Consider the following 21,034-nt stretch of genomic DNA (forward strand, 5'->3'; position numbering starts at 1 on the left):
GATGAGCCGGTGCGTTTACTTGCGAAGGCGTGCGAGTTCGTCGTTGTAGAGCTTGACGATCGCGGGGTCGTAGCTGCTGGTGAAGTGCTCGACCACGGGCTTGACCACCTGCTGCATGCGGGCCTTTTCGCCCGGCTCGATCGTGTTGTATTGGATGCCCTTGGCCTGCAGTTCCGTGACGGCCTTCTGGGCGGCGGCACGGCTGACCTTGCGCTGGTAGGCGCGCGCCTCGTCGGCGGCTTCGCTCAGGATCTTCTGCTCGGTCGGCGACAGCTTGTCCCAGAATTTCTTGCTGACCAGCACGATGTTCGCCGCATAGACGTGGTTGGTCGCGCTGACGTACTTCTGCACTTCGTAGAACTTGTTCGACAGAATCACCGAGTACGGATTCTCCTGGCCGTCGACCGCTTTGGACTCGAGCGCGCCGTACAGTTCCGCGAACGGCATCGGCACGGGATTGGCCTTGAAGGCCTTGAACGTGTCCAGGAATACCGGGTTGGGAATCACGCGGATCTTCAGCCCGGCCAGGTCTTCCGGCTTGGCGATGGCGTGCTTCGAGTTCGTGACGTTGCGGAACCCCAGGTCCCAGAATCCCAGCGCGACCAGGCCCTTTTCAGGCAGCTTGGCGATCAGGGCTCGGCCCAGCGGGCCATCGAGCAACGCGTCGGCCTGCCCGAAGTCCGTGACCGAGAATGGCAGATCGATCAGCCCGAACTCCTTGACGATGCCCGCCAGCGACGTCGAGGCCGGCGCCGACATCTCCTGCACGCCGCCCTGCAGCCCGGACTGCTGCTGCATTTCATTGCCCAGCTGGGACGCCGGGAATTCCTTCACCTTCAGTTTCCCGCCGCTCTTGGCCGCCACCAGTTCGGTGAACTTCTGCACGCCGGCGCTGACGGGGTGATCGGTGTTGTTCAGGTGTCCGAAGCGGATCGTCCGTTCCTGGATGTCCTGCGCCGCGGCCGCCATGGCCGTCGAGCAAAGCGCGGCCGCCAAGGCCATGCGAAGGATGCGGGTCTTCATCGTTGTCTCCTGGTTTTTTGGAATTCTGTCGATGTCTTGCAAGACTCGAAGTGGAATGTAATTCCGAGTGGAATAGTTTTCCACCTAGGGTTATCATCCATTACCCCCACTACTTGTCGAGATGTCATGGCCGGAGTCCTCGAACGCGCGCTCGCCGTCATGGAGTACCTGTCCTCCAGACCAGAAGGCGTCCCCCTAGCCTCCCTTGCGCAGCAGCTGGAGATCCCCCAAAGCGCCGCGCACCGGCTCCTGACAGACCTTTGCCGCTGCGGCTATGTGCGGCAGATCCGCGACCACGGCGATTACGCGCTGACCGCGCGCGTGGCGTCGATCGGGCTGAGCTACCTGGCCGCCACGGGCATCGTCGATATCGCCCAGCCGCTGGTGGACCGGCTGGCGGACATCTCGGGCGAACTGGTGCGCCTGGCCATCGTGGACAACGACGAGCGCCTGACCTGGGTCGCCAAGGCCCAGGGCGCCCGCCACGGCCTGCGCTACGACCCGGAAATGGGCTCGGACGCAAGACTGTCGTGCAGCGCCTCGGGGCATGCCTGGATGCTCACAATGAGCGACGAGCGCGCGCTGGATCTCGTCGCGCGGCAAGGCTTCGGCACGCCCGAGGAATACGGTCCCAATGCCCCGACGACCATCGCCGCCCTGACCAGAATGCTGCATGCCGGCCGCAAGCGCGGCTACGCGATGATCAACGAAGTGTTCGCGCCGGGCATGACCGCCATGGCGGCGCCCGTGCAGCGCAAGGGCGAAGACGCGATCGGCGTGTTGAGCATCGCCGGCCCGGCGATGCGCCTGACCGAAGCGCGGATGGAAGCGCTTGGCCCGGACCTGCTGGCGGCTGCGCAGGAGCTGGCCCTGGCCAGCCTGGCGTCTCCCATGTTCAGGACGCGCTTTCCCATGCAAGGCCGCAACGCCGGAGACGATGCGCCGGCGGCGTGAGCCCGGTGTGCTGTCCGGCGCTACGCGTGGCCGTCCGGCACGCTGCCGTCGTCGCGGCCATTGCCCCAGGTTCCCACCCGCGCGGACCGCAGCAGCGGCGAGGCGTCTCCCGCCTGCGCCAGTTCACCGGCCGCGCGCAGCAGCGACGGCCCGAATTTCTCCATGGCTTTGACGGTCAGGCGCTGCGAAGGTCCGGCGACGACCAGGATGCCGGTGCTCTGATGCCCGGGGCGGCGGACAGGCGCGGCCATCGCGCTCATCCCCGCGGCATAGACGTCCTGAAGAATGCTGTATCCGCGCCTGCGGTGCGTGTCCAGGCTGGCCAGCAGCGCGCGTATCGATGTCGGCGCATTGGGGCCGAAGTCCCGCGGCTTGCCCAGCCCCTGCTCGGTGACATAGGCGATGGCCTGATCTTCAGGCAACGTCATGAGCCAGGCATGGCCGGCCGCGCTGCACGACAGGCGCAGGTCGATGCCCATGTCTGGGTCGTACAGCAGGCCCGATTTCGCCCCCTGCGCCTTGGCCACCAGCGTCAGGCGCTTGCCGTCGACGATCGCCAGGCGCACCAGCTCGCCGGTTGCGAGCGCAAAGCGATCGATGACGGGCTGAGCGATGTCGATCACGCCGGAGCGGCTCAAAAAGCTCAGGCCCATCGACGCCAGCTTGGTCGTCAGCGCATAGTCGCCCCGCGTCGATGTCTGCCGGACGTAGCCGCGCTTCATCAGTTCATGCAGCGTGCGATGGCACCCGCTGCGCAGCTGGTTCAGATCGTCGGCGATATCGGCCAGCGGCACGCCGTCGGGGTGGCCCGCCAGGTACTCCAGCAACGCCAGTGTTTTCTCGATGGCTCCGCTCATTGCCTTCTCCTGTTCCCGGACACGCAATCGTTCAATTTTTGAATTCGATCAATTTTTGAATGGCATTCAAAATTATGCCCTATGCTCGCAGCCGGGTATTGAACTGAACGGTCCGCCGCCGCAGTCATCCGATCGGACCTCTTGCCAACATCGATAGACAAAAGGTGCTTGTGATGAATCCAACGAAATCGCCATTTCGCATCGCCGTCGCTGCGGCCGCGTCGATCCTTGCCGGCCTTGCCATGACGGGTACGGCGGCGGCGCAGGAGATCAAGGCGCGCACGCTGAAGTTCGCCTTCAGTCTTGCCGCCGATCACCCCCTGGGACAGGGCGCGCAGAAATTCGCCGATCTGGTATCGGAGAAAAGCGGCGGCAAGATGAAGGTGTCGATCTATGCCAACGCGGTGCTTGGCGGCGACCCCCAGAATCTGTCGGCGGTGCGCGGCGGCACGCTGGACTTCACGTCGATGGCGACGGGGCTGCTTGCCGGCATCGACAAGCGGTTCATGGTGTTCGATCTTCCCTTCCTGTTCAACGACGCGCGCGAGGCCTACGCCATCTCGGACGGCCCCGTCGGCCAGCGCCTGCTGGGCGGCCTGTCCGAGCACGGGCTGATCGGGCTGGGCATCTGGGACCTGGGCTTTCGGAACATGACCAACAGCAAGCGCCCGATCGCCCAGGTGCAGGACCTGCAGGGCCTGAAGATCCGCGTCATCGCCGCCCCCGTCTACATCGAGATGTTCAAGACGCTGGGGGCCAATCCGGTGCCGATGACCTTCGGCGAGGTCTATGGCGCGCTGGAATCCCGGGCGATAGACGGGCAGGACAACCCGGTGGGCGTGATCCTGTCCGCCAAGTTCGCGGAAGTGCAGAAGTACCTGTCGCTGACCCGCCACATCTACACCGGCATGCCCTTCCTGATGAGCCGCAAGACGTGGGACGGCATGTCGGAGGCCGAGCGCGGGATCATCCTGGACGCGGCGGCCGAAGCCAAGGCGCACGAGCGCAAGGTATCGCAGGCCAAGGAAGCCGTTGCGATCGACGACCTGCGCAAGGTGATGCAGGTCAATGGCCTGGCGCCGGAAGAGGTCGACCGGCTGCGCGGCGCGGTCAAACCCGTCGTGGACAAGTTCGCGGCGGAAATCGGCCCGGACGTCATGCAGCAGGTCGCCGCCGAAATCGCCGCGCTGCGCGCGAAAAACTGACATGGCGATCCTTGGAAAGGCCGCCATTGCGATGTGGTGGGACATTTCGCCGGGCTGGCGCGCGGAGTTCGAGGACTGGCACACCCATGAGCACTTTCCGGAACGCATGGGGGTGCCCGGATTCCGGCGCGGTTCGCGCTGGACCAGCGCGCGGGGCGGCGAAGGCTTTTTCGTCATGTACGAACTGGAGTCGTACGCGACCCTGGTGTCGCCCGGCTACCTGAACCGGCTCAATGCGCCGACGCCCTGGTCCACGAAGCTCATGCCGCAGCATCGCAACATGATCCGCAGCCAGTGCCACGTGCTGGAGAGCGTCGGCGGCGCGCTGTCGCGGTACGTCCTGACCCTGCGCCTGTCTCCCCGGCCGGGATCGGAAGCGGATTTGCGGGCCTGCCTGAAGGCGCATGCCGAGAGCGCGGCCGCGCAGCCCGGGCTCTCGGGCGCGCACCTGCTGGTGACGGACACGCCGCGGATGGCGGCCACCACCGAGCAGAACATCCGGGGCGGCATGGACCGCGCGGCCGACTGGATCTACATCGTCAACGGCTACGCGATCAACGCGGTCACGGCCTGCGACGGCGAAATCCTGAATGCCGCGCAGATGCGCGACTTCGCGGGGGAAGCCGCCGCATGGTCCGACGTGTACTGCCTGTCCCACACCTGCGAAGCCGCGGAGGTAGCCTGAGTTTCCTCCGCGCCCCCCGCAGGCGGGGTCAGCGCACCATGCAGGGCCGCTTGTTGTCGAACTTCCAGCCCGGGATCAGGTATTGCATGGCGATGGCGTCGTCGCGCGCGCCCAGGCCGTGCTGCAGGTACAGCTGGTGGGCCTTTTCGACGGCGTCCATGTCCAGCTCGATGCCCAGCCCGCCGGTCTGCGGCAGGTCGATGTAGCCGTTGCGGATCTGCAGCGGATTGCGCGTCAGGTGCTGGCCGTCCTGCCAGATCCAGTGCGTGTCGATCGCGGTGACCTTGCCCGGCGCGGCCGCGCCCACGTGCGTGAACATCGCCAGCGACACGTCGAAATGGTTGTTGGAGTGAGAGCCCCAGGTCAGGCCGAACGCCTGGCAGGTCTGCGCCACGCGCACCGACCCCTGCAGGGTCCAGAAATGCGGATCGGCCAGCGGGATGTCGACCGATTGCAGCGACAGCGCGTGCGCCATCTCGCGCCAGTCGGTGGCGACCATGTTGGTGGCGGTGGGCAGGCCGGTGGCCCGGCGGAATTCCGCCATGACCTCGCGTCCCGAGAACACGCCTTCGGCGCCGCAGGGGTCTTCGGCGTAGGCCATCACGCCATGCAGGTCGCGGCACAGGCGCACCGCATCCTTGAGCAGCCATCCGCCATTCGGGTCGAGCGTAATGCGGGCCTCGGGAAACCGTTCGTGCAGCGCCCGGATGGCCTCGACTTCTTCTTCGCCGCGCAGTGCGCCGCCCTTGAGCTTGAAGTCCTGGAATCCGTAGCGGTCGTACGCGGCCTCGGCCAGCCGGACGATGGCCTCGGGCGTCATCGCCTTTTCGTGCCGCACGCGCAGCCAGCCGTCGGCCTCGGGCGCCTTGGCGTAAGGCAGCGGCGTCTGCGCCGAGTCGCCCACATAAAAGAGGTAACCCAGCATCTGCACGGACGTGCGCTGCACGCCCTCGCCCAGCAGCGCGGCGACGGGAACGCCCAGGTACTGGCCCAGCAGGTCCAGCAGCGCGGACTCCGCCGCGGTCACGGCATGGATGGCCACGCGCAGGTCGAAGGTCTGCGCGCCGCGGCCGGCGCTGTCCAGGCTGGCGAATGCCTGCCGCATCTGGTTGAGCGTGTGCTGGTAGTTGCCGATGGAGCTGCCCACGATGAGCGCGCGGGCGTCCTCGAGCGTGGCGCGGATCTTTTCGCCGCCCGGGACTTCGCCCACGCCGGTATTGCCCGCGCTGTCGGTCAGGATGACGAGATTGCGCGTGAACCAGGGGGCATGCGCGCCGCTCAGGTTGAGCAGCATGGAGTCCTGCCCCGCGACGGGCACGACGCGCATCTCGGTGATCGTGGGCGTCTGGCGGGCGGCTTGGGTAGCGTGAAGAGTCATGTTTGCTTCTTGAAATAGCCCGGCCGGGGCGGCCGGGCGCGTTGCGTCATTGCACGGAAATGCCGCCGGTCTCGATGACCTGCTTCCAGCGGGTGCTTTCCTGCTGCTGGAACTTGGTGAAGGCTTCGGGAGAATTCGCCACCACCTCAAGACCGATGTCGGTGAAAGGCTTGCTGAGCGCCGGATCCTTCAGCGCGGCCGTCAGGGATGCGGACAGCTTGTCGCGCACGTCGGCGGGCAGGTTCTTCGGCGCCACGACGGCCTGCCAGGCATAGACGTCGACGCCCGGCACCGAGACCTCGGCAAACGTGGGCACGTCGGGCAGGACCGGCGAACGCTTGGAACCCGTGACCGCGATGGCCTTGAGCTTGCCGGACTTGATGTGCGGCAGCACGGCGTTCACGTTCTGGAAGGACATGTCGACCTGGTTGCCCAGCAGATCGGAGATGGCCGGCGCACCGCCCTTGTAGGGCACGTGCAGGCCCTTGGTGCCCGTCTTCTGCCAGAAGAGCTCGGCGGTCAGGTGATCGGAAGATCCCGCGCCGGAGGTCGCGAAGCTGATCGCGCCGGGCTTGGACTTCAGCAGGGCAAGCACATCCTGGACGCTGTTGACCTTGGACGCCAGTTGCGGGCTGACCACCAGGACATTGGGCGTCTGCACGGCCACGGTCAGGTACGTGAAATCCTTGGCCGGGTCGTAGGTGATGCCCTTCATCAGGTGGGGCGCCACGACCAGCGGGGCCAGCGAGGTCACCATCAGGGTGTAGCCGTCCGGCGCGGCGCGGGCCACCTGCGACGCGCCGATGGTGCCGGTGGCGCCCGCCTTGTTCTCCACGACGAAGGACTGCTTGAGCTGTTCGCCCAGCTTGTTGGCCAGGGCGCGCGCGACCGAATCGGTGGCGCCGCCCGGCGGGAACGGCACCACGACGGTGACGGCCTTGTCCGGCCAGGCGTTTGCCACGCCCGCCGCCGCCATCAGGCTCAACCCAAGAATCCACTTGCGCGCATTGCTCGTCATTACTGTCTCCGGTTTAGGTTCTATTTTTCACGTTAACGTTACCATTTTTATTGTTAACGTTAACATTTCAGTTTTTCTAGAATATTTCGACGATTCGTGCAGGCGCCATCCGGAGAAACCCTGATCGGTTCCAGCCCGCAAAACCGGGGCCGGAGGTTAGGCTTGATAATTGCCCGCCTTATCCACCATTTCCTGTCTCGATGCGCGCGTCTTCCTCCCCGTCTGCCGATTCCTCCGCCCGTTCTCCCGAACGGGCCGCCGTCACCGTGCGCGAAGTGGCGCAGGCGGCCGGCGTTTCGATGATCACCGTCTCGCGCGCAATCAACACCCCGCAGCAGGTGTCGCCCGCCACGCTGGACAAGGTCACCGCGGCCATCCGGGCACTCGGCTACGTGCCCAACCTGATGGCCGGCAGCCTGCGGCTGTCGCGCAGCAATCTGGTGATGGTGCTGGTGCCCTCGATCGCCGGCTCGCTGTTCGGCGGCATGATCACCGAACTGACGCGCTCGCTCGAAGCTCGCGGCTTCCAGTTGATGGTCGGCCAGAGCGGCTACGACTCCCCTCGCGAAGACGCACTGCTGCGCGCCATCATCGGACGCCGTCCCGACGGCATCGTGCTGACCGGCGTCATGCACTCCCCGCAGGGCAGGCAGTTGCTGAAGGCGTCGGGCATCCCCATCGTCGAAACCTGGGACACGACCGACGCGCCCGTCGACATGCTGCTCAGCCTCTCGCACGACGCGATCGGCGCGGCGGTCAGCCAGTACCTGCAGGCGGCCGGCAAGACGCGCCAGGCTGTACTGAGCGGCGACGACCACCGCGCCCGGCTGCGGGCCGAAAGCCTGGTGCGCGCCGCCGTTCAAGCCGGCCTGCCCGAACCGCTGGTGCACTACATGCCCGCGCCGACCACGCACGCGCAGGGCCGCGAAGGCCTGCGCGCCCTGCAGCGCTCGGGCCAGGGCATCGACGCCGTGTTCTGCAGCTCGGACCTGATGGCGGCCGGCGTCCTCACCGAGGCCGCCGCGCAAGGCCTGGACGTGCCGCGGCAACTGGCGGTGATGGGCTTTGGCGACATGGATATCGCGGCATCCATGTCGCCCGCCATCACGTCGGTGCACGTGGACGGCGCCGCCATCGGCGCGCAGGCCGCCGAGATGATCGCGCTGCGCGCCAACGGCGAGCGCCCCCCGCAGCCGGTGGTGGAGATCGGCTTTCGGATCGTGACGCGCGAAAGCGCGTGATTGTTGTCGCCCGGACAACACCGTGCGTCCTCGCACAGGCCTACCGGCCGGAAAGCGGAATCCCTACGATTTGTCCTGACGGCTCGCATGGCCGGCATCGGAGCCGCGCGCCGGCTTGTCGCCTGACGGCGGAGGACAGACATCATGCATCTGGGGAAATCCTATCGCTTGCGCGAGTTCGTCGTATGGACCCGCAGGAACATCTATGGCCTCTTCGCGCTGAGCCTCGCGCCCGTGCTCCTGTATCAGGTGGCGGGCATGAAATGGCTGACGCTGCCTTTGTCTGTCGTGTCCCTGCTCGGGACGGCCACCACCTTCGTGGTCGGCTTCAAGAATGTGCAGACCTACGCGCGTACGGTCGAGGCGCAGAAGATATGGATGGGCATTGTCAGCGCGAGCCGCTACTGGGGCATGATCTGCGGTGCCTATGTGGGCGACGCCGCCCGCAGCGCGGCGCTGGTCAACCGGCATTTGGCCTGGCTGACGGCGCTGCGCTACCAGTTGCGCGAGGTCCGCGTCTGGGAAAACGCGGCAAGCCGTCCGAACGCCGAATACCAGAAGCGATATGTGATTCCCGAACGCGGCGAATCCCTGGAATCCGCGCTGTCCCGCCACCTGCCGCCGCACGAGATGCCGGCACTGATGCAAGCCGAGAGCAAGACCGCACAATTGCTCGCCATGCAGGGACGCGCGGCCAGGGACCTGCTCGACGACGGCGCCATCAGCGCATCGGAGTACGCCGAGTTCAACAGCCGCATCCGTGACCTCCTGGACCTGCAGGGTCAGGCCGAACGCATCAAGAATTTCCCGTATCCGCGCCAGTACGCCATCATCAACACCCTGTTCGTGCGTTCCTTCTGCGTGGCGCTGCCGTTTGGCCTGACGGCGCAATTCGACCAGATCGGCCAGGGCGTTGGCGGCTTCATGCAGCATCACATGGTTTGGCTGGCCGTTCCGTTCAGCGTGATCATCTCGTGGATCTACACCTCGCTGGAACAGGTGGGTGAAAGCACCGAGAATCCTTTCGAGGGCAGCGCCAACGATGTGCCGATCAGCCGCCTGAGCGCATCGATAGAACGGGAACTGGAACAGATGCAGGGCCGCGCCGACCTGCCGGAGCTGCCTGTCCAGATCATCGCGCTGTAGGCCGCCCGGCCCCGGTCGCAAGCAAGGGACGGGGCGCTTGTCGCCGCCATGCCGCTGCGGCAAAATACCCTGCCTTGCGCCCCCTCCCTCCCGGCGTTGGCCCCTTCCATGACCGACTCCGTCCTCGCCTTCGACCAGCACCGCCCCCGCCTCTACGCCATCGCCTACCGCATGCTGGGCGCAGTCGCCGAGGCGGAAGACGTAGTGCAGGAAGCGTGGCTGCGGTGGCATGGCGCCGACCGCGCCGCCGTCCAGAACGCCGAGGCCTGGCTGGTCACGGCCACCACGCGCCTGGCGATCGACCGGCTGCGCGCCGCCAAGGCCGAACGGGCCAACTACGTGGGCGTCTGGCTGCCCGAACCGATGCTGATGGCGGCGCCATCCACGCCGGAACAGATCCACGAAATGGCCGACGATGTCTCGGTGGCCTTCCTGTTCATGCTGGAAAGCCTGTCGCCCGACGCGCGCGCGGCCTTCCTGATGCGCGAGGTGTTCGATGCCGACTACGAAGACATCGCGCTCACGCTCGACAAGACCCAGGCCGCGTGCCGCCAGCTCGTGCTGCGCGCCAGGCGGCAACTGCGCCAGGGCACGCCGCGCCAGGCCGTGCCGCGTGCCACGCTGCAGCGCCTGCTGCTGGCCTTCGCCGATGCCATGCAGCGCAGCGACTTCCACGGCTTGCACGCCCTCCTGAGCGACGACGCCGAACTCATCGGCGACGGCGGCGACAAGGTCACCGCGTTTGCCAGCCTGGTCGGCGGCAAGCGCCTGGCCCAGCTGTTCTACGCCGGCAAGCGGCGCTTTCGCGACACGCTGCGCGTGGAAGTGGTGCAGGTGAACGGGCAATGGACCTTGCTGCGCTTCATCGACGGCGCGCTTGAATCCGTGCAGTCCTATGAAACAGACGGCGAACGCCTGACCCGGGTGCTGGTGCAGCGCAATCCGGACAAGCTCGCGCGCATCGCCGCCGCTTTGGCCGAAGGCTGAAGCCGGCCCTGCGCGCCGCTTTGGTGCGTGGCGGGCAACACCGTGATCCCCTGCGCGGATCTACCGGTGCGCCGCCCATGCTCCTACGATGGACCTGTCGCCACTCTGCCAAGGACAGGCCATGTCGAAGACCACGAAGTTCGGATTACCCTTTATCGCCGCCGCGGCGCTGCTCGGCCAGCCCGCCTGGGCCGCGTCCCATCATGGATCGGCCACCGCCGCGCCGGCCGATCCCATCGTCACCGAGCTGATGACCAAAGCCCTGCCGGACATTCCCGGCAAGGACGCCCTGATGCTCATCGTCGACTATCCGCCCGGCGCGGCCGACCCCATCCATCGCCACGACGCCTACGGTTTCGTCTACGTGCTGGAAGGCACCATCGTCATGCAGGTCAAGGGCGGCAAGGAAGTGACGCTCACGCCGGGGCAGACCTTCTATGAAGGCCCGGACGACATCCACACCGTGGGCCGCAACGCCAGCCAGACCAAGCCGGCCAAGTTCCTGGTCGTCCTGATCAAGAAACAGGGGGCTCCCGCGCTGACGCCCGTCAAATAGGGGACGGCCAGGGCCGGCGCCAGCCCGCCGCCCCCGGCCCGAAACAGGCCTTCCTTGCGGAAGGCCGTTTTTTTTTGCGTCCGATGTCACAAGATTGCCGGGCCCGCCGTCTTAGCAGTAGGATCAACCCACTTGCGGCGCCGCCACCATGTCGACACCCTACCCTGCCCCCCCGGTCACCCCGTCTTCCAGCGAGCCGGACTCCCTGGCCGACAGCTTCGCCACCAGCTACGCCGGCGTCATGGCGTTCATCGCCGTCGCCGCGGAAGGCAACTTCGCCAAGGCCGGCGACCGCCTGGGCATCGGCCGCTCGGCCGTCAGCCGCAGCGTGCAGAAACTGGAAGACCAGCTCGGCACCCGGCTCTTCGTGCGCACCACGCGCAACACCTCGCTGACGCCCGAAGGCCAGCGCTTCTACGAACAGTGCCACCCCGGCGTCGAGCGGATCATCCAGGCCCTGGACGACATGCGGGAACTGCGCGAGGGGCCGCCGTCGGGCCAGTTGCGCGTGTGCGCCACCGTGGGCTTTGGGCGCAAGGTGGTCGCGCCCCTGCTGAAGGGATTCCGCGAGGCCAATCCGGGCATCTCGGTGGAACTGCTGCTCGACGACGGCCCCACCGACTTCACCACCGACCGCGTCGACGTGTCGTTCCGCAACGGCCGCATGGAAGACAGCCAGGTGATCGCGAAAAAGATCATTCCGATGCAGATGATGCTGTGCGCCTCGCCGGCCTATGCCGCCGCGCATGGCCTGCCGGCCAGCGTCGACGACATCGCCGACCACGGCTGCGTGAATTTCAAGCTGGCGTCGGGCCGCGTCTTCGAATGGGAATTCAAGGTGGCCGGGCACCTGCGCAAGGTCGCGCCGCCCGCCATGCTGACGTTCAATGACGCCGACCTGGTCCTGCAATCTGTCCTGGACGGCCACGGCCTCGCGCAGATGGCCGCCTACCAGGTCTGCGATCACCTGCGGGCCGGCACGCTGGTGGCCTGCCTGCCCCAGTACGCCCCCGACGACCGCGGGCATTACCTGTGCTTTCTCAGCCGCCAGCACCTGCCGGCGCGCATGCGCGTGTTCATCGACTACATGACCGACGGCATCCGCGCGCTCGACCTGCAGATTCTGGACAGCCTGCTGCCCAAACAGGCATGACCCGCGGGCAGGAACCGCTACTGGGTCAGCGCCACCACGCTTTCGATGCCGCCCTGGGCCATCTTGGAATACGGGCACAGGCGCTCGGTGTTGCGCACCAGTTCCTCGGCCACGGCCTTGTCCAGGCCGGGCAGGTGGATGTTGACGTCGGCGGTCAAGGCGAACAGGCCGTCGACCGGGTCGCGCCCGAACGAGATCGTGGCTGTGACCGACGCGTCGGGAATGGAGAGGCCGGACCGTTCGGCCAGCATGCTGAGCGCACCGTGAAAACACGCCGCGTAGCCGGCCGCGAACAGTTGTTCGGGGTTCGTGCCCCCGCCCGTGCCGCCCAGTTCCACCGGCAGGCGCAGTTCCACCAGCAGTTCGCCGTCATCCGAGATGGCGATGCCGGACGCACGTCCATGCGCGGCCTCCCCGCCGCGCACCGTCACGCTGGTGGTGTACAGGGGACGGAAGTCCCCGCCCCGGTATTTGTCCAGGAGGCTTTGGGGAGGAGGCCGCAGTTTGCTCATGTAGGTCCTTGTGCCCGCCGCTACTTTCTTGCGCCCGAACGGCTGAACCACGTTTCGAAGTCGATCTTGCCCAGGCGGGGACCGGATCCGGGCACCAGCGTATCGTCGTCGAGCAGCGCGCCGAAATAGCGCACGCCGGCGTCCGCCTTCACGCTGCGGGTGTCCCCGATTTTACCCATGTAGCGCTGGACCAGTTCCGACAGCCGCACCTTCTCCGGACCCGCGATTTCCACGATGCCGTTGACCGGCGCGCCCAGCGTGGCGTCGGCCATGGCCAGGGCCACGTCGTCCGACGCAATCGGCTGCACATAGGCGGACGACAGGCGCACTTCGTCGCCCTGCGCGCCGGACTGCACGATGCCGCCCAGGAATTCGAAGAACTGCGTGCTGTGCACGATGGTGTATGGGATGCCGGCAGCCTCGATCAGGTCTTCCTGGACGATCTTGCCGCGGAAGTACCCGCTTTCCGCCAGGCGGCGGGTGCCGACCACCGACAGCGCGACGTGATGGCGCACGCCGGCGCGGGCCTCGGCCGCCAGCAGATTGCGCCCGGAGGTCTGGAAGAATTCAAGCACGGCCTTGTCTTCGAAGGACGGCGAGTTGGCGACATCGACCACCGTGTGCACGCCGGCCAGCGCGGCATCCAGGCCTTCGCCCGTGATCGTGTTCACGCCCGTGGCGGGGGAGGCGGCAATGGCCTCATGGCCGCGTTCGATAAGCAGTTTGACGAGCTTGGAGCCGATCAGGCCCGTGCCGCCGATGACGAGGATCTTCATGATGGTTCCTTAGTTGAATTGCGCCTTGTCCAGCCCGTAGGCCTTGTCGGCCGAGCCGGGGACGGTGCGAAAGCCCACGTTCAGGCGGTTCCAGCCATTGATCGCCATGACCGCGAAGCTGAGGTCCGAGATTTCCTTTTCGGACAGCTCGCCGCGCACGCGCTCGTACACCTCATCGGGCACGCCGTGGACGCCCAGCGTGGTCAGCGCCTCGGTCCAGGCCAGGCAGGCGCGCTCGCGCGGCGAGAACAGGGTGGATTCGCGCCAGATGGCGACATGGTGCAGGCGCAGTTCGCGCTCGCCCGCGATCTTGGCCTGCTTGACGTGCATGTCGAGGCAGAAGCCGCAGCCGTTGATCTGCGACGCGCGGATTTCGATCAGGCCCAGGATCGACTGCTCGATCGTGCCGGACTTGAGCAGCATGCCGAATTCGACAAACTTCTTGAACAGTTCGGGCGACTGGGCGAAAGCATTCAGGCGTTGACTCATGGTGACTCCTAGGTGGTTGGCGCGGCCCGGCAGGGTGGAAGCGGGTGCGGCGTTTGTTTGGACAACGCCCAAATCGTAGGCCTGCGGCGGCGGCGGCAGTAGCCCCGGACCAGGGACCATGATGTTGCCGCAATGGCAACAATCGTCCGGCGCCAACGGAATGAAAATACGCTGCACAGACGGCTCGCGCCCGGAACACACCATGAACAGAAACGATATCTCAATGCAGGACATCCACTACTTCGTGGAGGTCGCCAAGCGCGGCAAGCTGTCCGCGACCGCCGCGGAACTCGGCATTCCCGTGGCCACGCTGTCGCGGCGCCTGACGCAGCTCGAGCAGACACTGGGATACAAGCTGCTCAACCGCACGACGCGCAGGATCAGCCTGACGGCGATCGGCCAGCAGTATTTCGACGAATGCGCGGCGCACGTCGAAGGCGCCTTGTCTGCGCACGAGATCATCAACGCCAGCCTGAACCTCGTGGCCGGCACCCTGCGCGTGTCGGTCATGCCCGGCCTGACCACGGTGCTGCCGGCAGTGCTCAAGGAGCTGCGCGAGACCCACCCGCAGATCTCATTCGAAGTGGAACTGGGCACGGCCGACACCGGCCGCAACGGCCATCAGTTCGACCTGCTGCTGCGGACGGGCGAACTGGAAGACTCCCCGCTGATCCAGAAGCACGTGGCTCAGGTGCAGTGGATACTCGTGGCGGCCCGCAGCTACCTGGACCGCCACGGACGCCCCACCTGCCCCGAGGACCTGGGCCTGCACGAACGCATCATCACCGGCGACCTGCCGGACTGGACCCTGGGCGAAGGCGACAACCTGCTCAACGTGAACGGCCCCACGCACATCGGCACCAACAGTTCGGCGCTGGGCGTGCAGCTCGCCACGGCGGGGCTGGGCATCGCCTGGATGCCCAGCCACCAGGCGATGTCCCAGACGCTGCGCGAGCTTGCCCTGGAGCAGATATTGCCGGCGTGGAAACTGCCGCCGGCAACCCTATACGCACTGTCCGACAACCGCGTCACGCCCGCCCGCGCCAAGGCGTTCCTGGATACGCTGCAGCGCCACCTGCACGTCAACTGACGCGGGACAGCGCGCCGGCTAACCCAGCAGATTGTCCCGGACGTGCAGCAGGTGCCGCCGCACGGCCGCCATGGCGCGGTCGGCGTCGCGGTCGCGCAGGGCGTCGACGATCTCGCGATGTTCGGCCTGATAGGCCGCCCGCCTTTCCGGCGTAAGGCTCTTGCGTTTGAGGGCGCCCCACGTCGCCTGCTGCCGCGCCGCCGTCATCAGCGCAAACACCTTTTCGATGAAGAGATTGTGGGTGGCCGTGGCCATCAGTTCATGCAGTTTCGCGTCCCACACCTCGAACGCCTCAAAGCTGGTGGCGGCCTCGGCTTCGTCGCAGGCGTTCTGCATGGCGGCGAAATCGGCGGGCGTGCCGTGCTGCACCACCAGCGCGGCGATGGCCGGCTCCAGCACCATGCGCGCGGCCATCAGCTCGGCCGGGCTGGTGGCCGACACCTCCCCGCGCAGCAGGCCTTCAGCCTGCGCCAGCGTGGACGGCGGGCTGGCGTAGGTGCCGCTGCCCACGCGCTGCGAGATCAGGCCTTCGTCCTTCAGTTGCGACAAGGTGCGCCGCACGGTCGAACGGCTCAGGCCGAACTGCTCGCCCAGCGCGCGCTCGGTCGGCAGGCGATGGCCCGCCGGCCAGATGCCGGTCTGCAGGTTCTCGATGATGACCGCCCGCATGGCGGAGGCTTTGTCCATGGGGACTCCCGGATTGATTCGCGCCGGAATGATACCAAATCAGTCCAATCCAGGACAGCAGATTGACGCAGAAGCTATTCGCTTCTGGCGTATTTTGGTTTATCCTGCCGCTCAATTGGGCCGATCATTTCGTCTAATTGGTATTTTTTGGTATGTCATCAATGGCGGCCGCGGCCGCCGTGGGAGCAAGCATGAAGATTGCGGTATTTCGAATCGATGGCGCGCGCCGCGTCGGCGTCGTGTCCGCCGACGGCGCGACGGTGACCGCCCTGAACTTCCCGCCGGAACTGGCGGCGGCGGGCGCGCTGACGGCGGTGCAATGGCTGGCCGACGGCCGGGCCCTGCCCGCCCAGACCGGTCCCGCCTATCGCTGGGACCAGGTTGAGCACGAGGCGCCCCTGCCCGCGCAGCAGCGCAACCTGTTCTGCGTCGGGCGCAACTATCACGCCCACGCCAAGGAACTGCGCGATTCCGTCTTCAAGGACAACGACGCCAACCCGGAATCGTGGCCCATCGTATTCACCAAGGTGCCGCAGACCGTGGTGGGCCCATGGGCCGACGTGCTGCTGCCTCAAGGCATTTCCGACAAGATCGACTACGAAGCCGAGCTGGCCGTGGTGATCGGCAAGGGCGGCCGCAACATCTCCCGCGCCGAAGCGATGAGCCACGTCGCCGGCTACACGGTGGTCAACGACGTCACCGCGCGCGACGTGCAGATGCGCCACCAGCAATGGGATCTGGGCAAATCCTTCGACACCTTCTGCCCCATGGGCCCCTGGCTGGTGACGGCCGACGAGCTGGATGGCCAAAAAACCCGCGTGCGCTGCTGGGTGAATGGCGAGCTGCGCCAGGACGGCAACACCGAAGACCTGATCTTCGACATCCCCACCCTGATCGAGACCTGCTCGCGCGGCATCACGCTGTACCCGGGCGACGTCATCGCCACCGGCACCCCCGCCGGCGTGGGCCAGGGACTCAATCCGCCGCAATTCCTCAAGAGCGGGGACACCGTGCGGATCGAGATCGACGGCATCGGGAGGATCGAGAACCGGTTCGTCTGAAGCTTCAGGAAACGCGACCGGGCATAGAAACCGGCGCGACGCGGCACCTAACACCGTAAACAGGAGTGAGACATGAATCTGCGCTGCAAACAGGCGGCCGCGGCGGCCTTGCTGTGGATCGGAACGGCAGGCGCCATGGCCGCCGGCTATCCCGAACGTCCCGTCACCATGGTCGTGCCCTTCCCGCCCGGAGGCGTCGCCGACACCATCGCCCGCCCGCTCGCGCAGGCCCTGGGCGACAAGCTGGGCCAGCCCATCGTCATCGAGAACAAGGGCGGCGCCGGCGGCGCCATCGGCATCGGCCAGGCGGGCCGCGCCAAGCCCGACGGCTACACGTTGCTAATGAGCCTGTCGTCGATTTCCATCCTGCCGGCGGCGGACCGCCTGCTGGAGCGCAAGCCGGCCTATCAGCTGGACCAGTTCGTGCCGATCGCCCGGATCACGGCCGATCCGACCGTGCTGGTGGTGCGCGCGGACGCGCCCTACAAGACCCTGCAGGAATTCATCGACGCCGCCAGGAAACAAGGCGGCAAGCTCAGCTACGGCAGCTCCGGCATCTACGGCACGATGCACGTGCCGATGGAAATGCTGCAGAACGCCGCCGGCTTCAAGATGATGCACGTACCCTTCACGGGCGCCGGTCCGGCGGTGCAGGCGCTGGTGGGCGGCCAGGTCGACGCCTTGGCCACCGGCCCGTCGAGCGTCATGCAGCTGATCCAGGGCGGCCGCGTCCGGGCGCTGGCCCATTGGGGCGACGGCAAGCTCGACAGCCTGCCGCAGGCGCCCTCGCTCAGTTCGCAGGGCTACGACATCAGCTTCGTGCAGTGGTCCGGCGTCTTCGCGCTGGCCGGCACCCCGCCGGCGGTCATCGACAGGCTGCGCCAGGCCGTCAAGGAAATCGCGAACGACCCGACCGTCCAGGCCCGCATCGCCGGCACCGGCAGTCCCGTGCAATACCTGGACGCGCCGGCTTTCGACGACTACTGGAAAAAGGATTCGGCGTCGCTCGAAGTGGCCGTCAAGCGGATCGGCAAGGTCGAATAAACCGACTCGCGGCGCAAGGCGGGGAAGGCGCCGCGCCTTCCCCTCACTGCACCGTTTCCCTCGCCGCCGACTGCCGCGCCAGGACCTTGCGGTCCACCTTGCCCACGGCGTTCTCGGGCAGCCGGTCTATCCAATGGACCTCGCGCGGCACGTAGATCCGGCCCAGGCGCGCCAGCACCTCGGCCTGGATGTCCGGGACCTGCGCGCCGGACTCGCCGTTGCGCTGCACGAAGATCACCGGCGCCTCGCCCAGGTCTTCGTCCGGCGCACCCACCACGCAGCACGCCGCCACGCCGGGCAAGCCCGTCACGACGCCTTCGATCAGCGCCGGCGAAATATTCTCGCCGCCCCGGATGATCACGTCCTTGATGCGGCCCGTGATGGTGAGGTAGCCCTCGTCGTCGAAGCGTCCCAGGTCGCCCGTGCGCAACAGCTGCGGCGCGTCGCCGTCGGCGCTGTCCACGCCCAGGTAGCCCAGCATCAGGCTGTCCCCCGCGATGCAGATCTCGCCCTCGGCGCCCGGCGTGGCCCGGCTGCCGTCCGGCAGGCGCAGGCTGACGTCCTGTCCGCCCAGCACCGTGCCCACGGTGCCCACGCGGCGCGCGGCGGGCGGATTCATGGTCGACGTGCAGGTGGCCTCCGACAGGCCATAGGACACCACCAGCGGGCAACCGAGGAAGGCCTCGATGCGCCGGTGCAGGGCCTCGGTGATGGGGGCCGAACCGCAGCGCGCGAAGCGCAAGCCTGCCAGGCTGGCAGGATCGAACGGCAGCTCCAGCATGCGTGCGTACATCGTGGGCACGCCGGTGATGATGGTGGGCCGGAACGCCGCCAGCAGGCCGGGCATGTCCTCCGCGCGGAACCTGCCCGCAAGCGCCACGCTTGCGCCGGCCAGGAGCGGCGCGAAGATCTGGTTGTTCAGCGCATTGGTGTGATGCAGCGGCATGACGTGCAGCAGGCGGTCCGCGTGCGTCAGGCCCGTATGCGCCAGCACGCCGCGCGCGTTGTTCGCCAGGCCCTGGTGGCTCAGCAGCACACCCTTGGGATTGCCCGTGCTGCCCGACGTGAACAGCAGCAGTCCCGGCGCCATGGGCGCCATGGACGCCACGTCGGCCCCGGCCCAATCCGGCGCGGCGCGGCCGATCGCCGCTGCCTGCAACAAGCGCGCCGCGGGCAGGCCGCAAGCCTTGGCGCCGGGCGCGCTGACCTCATCGAACAGCATCCACGCCAGGCCCACGGCCGCCACGCGCCGCGCGGTCTCTTCGACCGACAGGCGCGGCTCCAGCGGACACGGGCAAGCCCCCGCCGCCATCGCGCCCAAAATGGCCAAGACCTGCGCCAGCGAGCGCTCCATCGCCACGCCCACATAATCGCCCGGTGCGACGCCTGCGGCGCGCAGGCCGCCCGCGACCTGTCCCACGCGGCGATGCAGATCCGCGTAGGTCAACGTTTCCTCCGCGGTCGCAATGGCGGGACGCGCCGCCCATCCGGGCTGGCTCCACAAGCGCGCAAACGCCGCCACGACCGTGGCATCGGCAATCGTCATGAGTCTCTCCCCCTGGGCCCGTGCAAGGCTCGGTTCAGTAAGCCGGCGCTAGCGCAGCGCAACGGCGGCGTCGCGTTCGAACTGCCCGTCGGGGTCCAGTTCGCGCAGGGCGCGGACCTCTTCGGCGGTCGGCGGTTCTGTCGGCCCGGCGCCGGCGGCGTCGAACTCGAAGCCCGTGCGCTCGCGCACTTCCGACAGGCTGGATTCCGGGTGCCAGGATTGCAGCGCCAGCCGTCCGTCGCGCTTGACGAACACCGCGATCGGCGTAACCACCCCATGGAAACCGCCCCAGGAGGTCATGAAGTCCAGCTTGGGCACGAAGGTGCGGCGCGAATGCTCGGTGCGCCAGGTGCAGGCGCGCCGGGCCGTGGGCAGCATCACGGCGCCGCCGCCCCCGCCGGGCAGCCGCACCTTGGGCTCATGCCAGTCGCCGATGCAGGAATTGTTGGCGCAGCCGGCGCCGTCGATCTGCGCGGCGCCCAGGAAGGTCAGGTCCATGCGGCCGCGGGTGCACAGGTCGTAGAAGTCTTCGTTGGCGAAGATCGACGCCGTGTGTTCGGCCAGCACCGGGTCCGAGCTGGAAATCGGGATGTGCGAGGGCCGCGGATCGACGCCCCCCGCCACGTTGATGTAGACGAAGTCCCAATCGTATGCGCGCTTGGCCAGCAGGCAGGCCAGCATCGGCATGGTGGAATTCACGCCGCTGAAGGTGATCTCGTCCGGGCGGATGAAGCGCGCCAGATTGGTGACGATGTACGAAAAGCCCGACCATTGCTCAGCCATGATTCCCCTCCCGCGCTTCGGGCGCCGCGGCCATGTGCGCCCGCAGATCGCTGTTCTTGTCCATGTAGGCCTCCACCGCCGGATAGTCGATGGCGTACTCCGGCCAGCACGAGCCCGGCCATGCGCCTTGCGGCACGACGGCAAACGCCTGCACCATGAAATACGGCACCAGCGTGGATTCCGGCTGGGCCTCGAACACCGCGGTGTCGACCACTTTCTCGGCCACCACCAGCACGCTACCCGCCGCGCGCGACATGATGCGGTCCCAATGCGCCGTGCCATGCACGCGCACGTTGCCTTGCGCATCCACCTCGGAGGCCTGGATCACCGCGAAGTCCGGCCGGATCGCCGGCACCACCCAGGTCTTCTGGCCGCTGCCGTAGGGATCGTCCAGGCACTTCCAGCCGTTCAGTTCCGGCAGGCCGCTGCCGTGCAGCCCGCCGCAGGGCTGGAACGGCACGCCGAAGGCCGCCGCGCGCAGGCCCGCCGTCAGGCTGGCGCACGCGTGTTCTTCCAGTTCGATCTCGCGGCGCTCCACCGCGCGCCGGTACCACGGCGCCAGGCCGAAATTGCCCTCCATGGCGACGATGCCCGCGCGCACGCGGCGCAGCACGCCGGCGCGGCACAGGATGTCCACGTCATATCCGGGCGATTGCTTGACCAGTTCCAGGTCGCGCTTTTCCTGGCGGATCAGTTCGCGCACGAAGGCGAAAGGTCCGCGGTGCAAGAAGCTGCCGCCCAGCGCGATCGACGCGCCGTTCGGCACCAGCGCGGCCAGTTCCCGCAGCGAGCACTGCTTGTTCTTTTGGTTGAATCCTGAAGCCATTGTCTTCCTCCCTGCTC

The 21,034-nt window shown here is 67.2% G+C and carries 22 protein-coding genes; 11 read left to right on the forward strand and 11 right to left on the reverse strand.

Annotation, left to right across the window (positions count from 1 at the left end; translation table 11 throughout):
• Nucleotides 1–15: 15 nt before the first annotated feature.
• The gene (locus ABE485_RS19295) at nt 16–1,023 is read right to left on the reverse strand and encodes a TRAP transporter substrate-binding protein (RefSeq protein WP_430795445.1); all 1,008 of its coding nucleotides are present in this window, start codon (nt 1,021–1,023) and stop codon (nt 16–18) included.
• A gap of 126 nt (nt 1,024–1,149) precedes the next feature.
• Between ABE485_RS19295 and ABE485_RS19300 the strand changes: the two genes are divergently transcribed.
• Nucleotides 1,150–1,977, forward strand: a complete 828-nt coding sequence (locus tag ABE485_RS19300; protein ID WP_346516875.1) for an IclR family transcriptional regulator — start codon at nt 1,150–1,152, stop codon at nt 1,975–1,977.
• Between the two features lie 20 nt (nt 1,978–1,997).
• Here the strand turns inward: ABE485_RS19300 and ABE485_RS19305 are convergent, their stop codons facing one another.
• Nucleotides 1,998–2,834, reverse strand: coding sequence for an IclR family transcriptional regulator (locus tag ABE485_RS19305; RefSeq protein ID WP_346516876.1), 837 nt, complete (start codon nt 2,832–2,834; stop codon nt 1,998–2,000).
• A 173-nt stretch (nt 2,835–3,007) separates the two neighbouring features.
• Here ABE485_RS19305 and ABE485_RS19310 point away from each other — a divergent pair, with 173 nt between their 5' ends.
• Both ABE485_RS19310 and ABE485_RS19315 read left to right on the forward strand, forming a co-directional pair.
• Complete coding sequence (locus ABE485_RS19310) at nt 3,008–4,039, forward strand: TRAP transporter substrate-binding protein (RefSeq protein ID WP_346516877.1); 1,032 nt, start codon at nt 3,008–3,010, stop codon at nt 4,037–4,039.
• A gap of 1 nt (nt 4,040) precedes the next feature.
• Entirely contained in the window at nt 4,041–4,724 is a 684-nt protein-coding gene (locus ABE485_RS19315) for a hypothetical protein (RefSeq protein ID WP_346516878.1), read from the forward strand.
• 28 nt (nt 4,725–4,752) lie between these two features.
• On the opposite strand, the gene gudD is transcribed toward ABE485_RS19315, so the two are convergent.
• Both gudD and ABE485_RS19325 read right to left on the reverse strand, forming a co-directional pair.
• Nucleotides 4,753–6,102 (reverse strand): glucarate dehydratase, encoded by a 1,350-nt coding sequence (gene gudD, locus ABE485_RS19320; protein ID WP_346516879.1) that lies wholly within the window; start codon nt 6,100–6,102, stop codon nt 4,753–4,755.
• A 46-nt stretch (nt 6,103–6,148) separates the two neighbouring features.
• A complete protein-coding gene (locus tag ABE485_RS19325; RefSeq protein WP_346516880.1) occupies nt 6,149–7,120 on the reverse strand; it encodes a Bug family tripartite tricarboxylate transporter substrate binding protein in 972 nt (323 codons plus the stop codon).
• Between the two features lie 200 nt (nt 7,121–7,320).
• On the opposite strand from ABE485_RS19325, the gene ABE485_RS19330 reads away from it, so the two are divergent.
• The 5 genes from ABE485_RS19330 (at nt 7,321) to ABE485_RS19350 (ending at nt 12,203) form a co-directional block, all read left to right on the forward strand.
• Nucleotides 7,321–8,361, forward strand: a complete 1,041-nt coding sequence (locus ABE485_RS19330) for a LacI family DNA-binding transcriptional regulator (RefSeq protein WP_346516881.1) — start codon at nt 7,321–7,323, stop codon at nt 8,359–8,361.
• Nucleotides 8,362–8,505: 144 nt separating this feature from the next.
• On the forward strand, nt 8,506–9,507 hold the full coding sequence (locus ABE485_RS19335; RefSeq protein ID WP_346516882.1) for a bestrophin family protein: 1,002 nt from the start codon (nt 8,506–8,508) through the stop codon (nt 9,505–9,507).
• A 108-nt stretch (nt 9,508–9,615) separates the two neighbouring features.
• Nucleotides 9,616–10,494, forward strand: a complete 879-nt coding sequence (locus ABE485_RS19340; protein ID WP_346516883.1) for an RNA polymerase sigma-70 factor — start codon at nt 9,616–9,618, stop codon at nt 10,492–10,494.
• Between the two features lie 121 nt (nt 10,495–10,615).
• Nucleotides 10,616–11,050 carry a cupin domain-containing protein gene (locus ABE485_RS19345; RefSeq protein WP_346516884.1) on the forward strand — a complete coding sequence of 145 codons (435 nt, stop codon included), beginning with the start codon at nt 10,616–10,618 and terminating at the stop codon, nt 11,048–11,050.
• Nucleotides 11,051–11,198: 148 nt separating this feature from the next.
• Entirely contained in the window at nt 11,199–12,203 is a 1,005-nt protein-coding gene (locus ABE485_RS19350) for a LysR family transcriptional regulator (protein ID WP_346516885.1), read from the forward strand.
• A 17-nt stretch (nt 12,204–12,220) separates the two neighbouring features.
• Here ABE485_RS19350 and ABE485_RS19355 read toward each other — a convergent pair whose 3' ends face one another.
• From ABE485_RS19355 to ABE485_RS19365, 3 genes are read right to left on the reverse strand one after another with little or no spacing between them, the layout of a single operon-like run.
• Complete coding sequence (locus tag ABE485_RS19355; RefSeq protein WP_346516886.1) at nt 12,221–12,715, reverse strand: Ohr family peroxiredoxin; 495 nt, start codon at nt 12,713–12,715, stop codon at nt 12,221–12,223.
• 20 nt (nt 12,716–12,735) lie between these two features.
• Nucleotides 12,736–13,491: an SDR family oxidoreductase gene (locus ABE485_RS19360; RefSeq protein ID WP_346516887.1), complete on the reverse strand. Its 756-nt coding sequence runs from the start codon at nt 13,489–13,491 to the stop codon at nt 12,736–12,738.
• Nucleotides 13,492–13,500: 9 nt separating this feature from the next.
• Entirely contained in the window at nt 13,501–13,980 is a 480-nt protein-coding gene (locus ABE485_RS19365) for a carboxymuconolactone decarboxylase family protein (protein WP_346516888.1), read from the reverse strand.
• Between the two features lie 202 nt (nt 13,981–14,182).
• Here ABE485_RS19365 and ABE485_RS19370 point away from each other — a divergent pair, with 202 nt between their 5' ends.
• Nucleotides 14,183–15,070: a LysR family transcriptional regulator gene (locus ABE485_RS19370; RefSeq protein ID WP_346516889.1), complete on the forward strand. Its 888-nt coding sequence runs from the start codon at nt 14,183–14,185 to the stop codon at nt 15,068–15,070.
• 18 nt (nt 15,071–15,088) lie between these two features.
• Here the strand turns inward: ABE485_RS19370 and ABE485_RS19375 are convergent, their stop codons facing one another.
• Nucleotides 15,089–15,757 (reverse strand): FadR/GntR family transcriptional regulator, encoded by a 669-nt coding sequence (locus ABE485_RS19375; protein WP_346516890.1) that lies wholly within the window; start codon nt 15,755–15,757, stop codon nt 15,089–15,091.
• 191 nt (nt 15,758–15,948) lie between these two features.
• On the opposite strand from ABE485_RS19375, the gene ABE485_RS19380 reads away from it, so the two are divergent.
• Complete coding sequence (locus ABE485_RS19380) at nt 15,949–16,818, forward strand: fumarylacetoacetate hydrolase family protein (RefSeq protein ID WP_346516891.1); 870 nt, start codon at nt 15,949–15,951, stop codon at nt 16,816–16,818.
• A gap of 72 nt (nt 16,819–16,890) precedes the next feature.
• Nucleotides 16,891–17,862 carry a Bug family tripartite tricarboxylate transporter substrate binding protein gene (locus tag ABE485_RS19385; RefSeq protein ID WP_346516892.1) on the forward strand — a complete coding sequence of 324 codons (972 nt, stop codon included), beginning with the start codon at nt 16,891–16,893 and terminating at the stop codon, nt 17,860–17,862.
• Between the two features lie 43 nt (nt 17,863–17,905).
• Here the strand turns inward: ABE485_RS19385 and ABE485_RS19390 are convergent, their stop codons facing one another.
• The 3 genes from ABE485_RS19390 to ABE485_RS19400 are packed head-to-tail and all read right to left on the reverse strand — an operon-like array spanning nt 17,906 to nt 21,017.
• On the reverse strand, nt 17,906–19,408 hold the full coding sequence (locus tag ABE485_RS19390; protein ID WP_346516893.1) for a class I adenylate-forming enzyme family protein: 1,503 nt from the start codon (nt 19,406–19,408) through the stop codon (nt 17,906–17,908).
• A gap of 48 nt (nt 19,409–19,456) precedes the next feature.
• On the reverse strand, nt 19,457–20,191 hold the full coding sequence (locus ABE485_RS19395; protein WP_346516894.1) for a CoA-transferase subunit beta: 735 nt from the start codon (nt 20,189–20,191) through the stop codon (nt 19,457–19,459).
• A complete protein-coding gene (locus ABE485_RS19400) occupies nt 20,184–21,017 on the reverse strand; it encodes a CoA transferase subunit A (protein WP_346516895.1) in 834 nt (277 codons plus the stop codon). Before ABE485_RS19400 ends, ABE485_RS19395 begins: the two co-directional genes overlap by 8 nt.
• Nucleotides 21,018–21,034: the final 17 nt, after the last annotated feature.

The organism is Achromobacter spanius, from assembly GCF_039673305.1.
GTDB classification, from domain to species: Bacteria; Pseudomonadota; Gammaproteobacteria; order Burkholderiales; family Burkholderiaceae_B; genus Achromobacter; species Achromobacter spanius_F.